Origin of the sequence: Actinobacillus ureae ATCC 25976, assembly GCF_000188255.1 — a bacterium.
Taxonomy (GTDB): domain Bacteria; phylum Pseudomonadota; class Gammaproteobacteria; order Enterobacterales; family Pasteurellaceae; genus Actinobacillus; species Actinobacillus ureae.
In genome coordinates this window covers 527,510-529,737 of sequence record NZ_GL831080.1, presented here as the reverse complement: position 1 = coordinate 529,737, position 2,228 = coordinate 527,510, and the positions used below count along the sequence as shown (strand labels likewise).

The 2,228-nt window shown below is 42.3% G+C and carries 2 protein-coding genes; one reads left to right on the top strand and one right to left on the bottom strand.

Features of this window, described 5'->3' with window-relative positions; translation table 11 throughout:
• Positions 1-50: 50 nt before the first annotated feature.
• Positions 51-1,112: an NADH:flavin oxidoreductase/NADH oxidase gene (locus tag HMPREF0027_RS02660; RefSeq protein WP_005622037.1), complete on the bottom strand. Its 1,062-nt coding sequence runs from the start codon at positions 1,110-1,112 to the stop codon at positions 51-53.
• Positions 1,113-1,202: 90 nt separating this feature from the next.
• Between HMPREF0027_RS02660 and HMPREF0027_RS02655 the strand changes: the two genes are divergently transcribed.
• Entirely contained in the window at positions 1,203-2,102 is a 900-nt protein-coding gene (locus HMPREF0027_RS02655; RefSeq protein ID WP_005622034.1) for a LysR family transcriptional regulator, read from the top strand.
• Positions 2,103-2,228 lie beyond the last annotated feature (126 nt).

The following is a 2,228-nucleotide window of genomic DNA, read 5'->3' as shown; positions in this document are numbered from 1 at the left end:
GGGGGGCAGATCAAAAATGCTTCTTTTTACACCGCTTGTATAGACGTTAATTAGAAATAACCACGTTGATATTGTGCCGGCACAAATTCAATACCACTGTTATTTGACGCATTTTGTGCGTATTGTACATTCAATAACCATTGTGGGTTACGTAATAACGCACGTCCAACCGCTACTAAATCCGCATCGCCAATCGCTAATACGTGATCAACCACATTCGCATCATCTAACATACCCACGGCAATAGTTGGTAAACTGGTCGCTTGTTTCACCGCACGAGCTAGATATACTTGATAGCCCGCATTAAATGGCGAGTGTTTTCCTTCGACTAACACACCGTCACCGCCGGCACTTACGTGCATACAATCCGCACCGGCTGCTGCAAAACGTTTTGCCATTTCCACACCGTAATCCGCATCAAAACCATCCGCACCGAATTCCTGCGCCGAAATACGTACGATTAACGGCATATCTGCCGGCATGACCGCTTTAGCCGCTTTAATCACTTGCTCGCCGAATAAGAAACGATCTTGACCGTATTCATCGGTACGTTGGTTTGATTTCGGTGATGAGAATTGGTGAATTAAATAGCCGTGCGCGCCGTGAATTTCAATCGCATCAAAGCCAGCTTCCACTGCACGTTTTACCGCATCTTGGTAAGATTGAATCACGTCTTGAATTTCCGCTTTGCTTAATTCGCGAGGTGTTTTTAAATTCTGACCTGCATAATCTAATTCACCGTAATGAATTGCCGAAGGTGCAACCACATCATCGCAATCTTGCGCTTTACGGCCGGCGTGACCAATTTGCACCGCAATTTTACTACCGTATTTATGCACAGAATCAACAATCGGTTTAAATGCATCACGTTGTTCGTCATTCCATAAACCTAAACAATTCGGCGTGATACGACCGTTTGGCGCAACGTTAGTCATTTCTACAATGATTAAACCGACACCACCAATCGCACGAGCAGTATAATGCACAAAATGCCAGTCGTTCGGTACACCGTCTGTTGCCGAATATTGGCACATCGGTGGCATCACGATACGGTTTTTAAGTTCAAGATTTTTGAGCTTGAAAGGTGTTTGTAAATATCTAAATTTTGCCATTGGTCTAATCCTTCATGTCTAAAAAACGAATGGATTTTAATCCGCTGAAGATATAAAATCTAATCACTATTCTTTATACTAAATATAAATATGCGTGATATTAGAACCGTTGATTTAAACTTATTGAAAGCGTTTGATGCACTCTTGCAAGAACGTAACGTAACCAAAGCGGCACAACGTTTATCCGTGACTCAGCCGGCAATGAGTGCAATGCTAAATCGCTTGCGTGATAGCTTTGGTGACCCGTTATTTGTGCGTGTACAACACGGGATTGAACCGACTGCCAGAGCCTTGGCATTAATGCCTTCGGTTAAAACCATTTTGGCGGAAGTGAATCGAATGTTGCGACCAGTAGAATTTGATCCGCAAACGGCTGAAATGACGATTAATATAGCTTCCACCGATTACGGCTTGGAAGCAATCGGTACACCTTTTTTAGCCCATTTAAAGCAACTTGCGCCGAAAATTCGAGTGGCATTTTTACCGGCACAAGACGTGGATTTGTTAGCCCAATTTGAACAGGCAAGAATTGATATTGCCTTGGTTTCCACCCAATATATTCCGGCGGATTTACACAGCAAACCGTTGCTGACAGAACATTATGTTTGTGTGATGCGAGCAGATCACCCAATGGCAAATCAACCGCTCAATTTAGACAACTTTTGTGAATTGGATTTTGCAATGATGTCCTATGACGGCGGACAATTTTACGGTGTGTGCGATGAGGCATTGGCTAAACTCGGTAAAGCTCGTCGTGTGTCAGTCTCAGTCAATCACTTTTCTTTGCTACCGAATATCTTACGTAGCACAGACGTAGTGGCATTGGTGCCATCACGTTTATCTCATAACTTTAGCGGATTGATTTGCAAAGAGCTTCCGCTTGAAGTACAAGGTTTTGCAATCCAAATGGCGTGGCACGAACGCACCCACCAAGATCCAGCATATCAATGGCTTAGAAATTTGTTGGTGGAGAGTTTGACGAAACAATAATCATAGATTTATGAACTAAAAGTTTCTTATAAATACTGATTAACTATTTGATTTTAGTTGAAAATTAAGGTTTTTTCTAAATACTTATTCTAGAATTAGTGAGTGATCTCCATATAAAATTTGGGG

What these genes read in the sequence shown, in the direction of transcription:
- HMPREF0027_RS02660 (WP_005622037.1), bottom strand. Translation starts at nt 1,112, where the DNA reads ATGGCAAAATTTAGATATTTACAAACACCTTTCAAGCTCAAAAATCTT.
- HMPREF0027_RS02655 (WP_005622034.1), top strand. Translation starts at nt 1,203, where the DNA reads ATGCGTGATATTAGAACCGTTGATTTAAACTTATTGAAAGCGTTTGAT.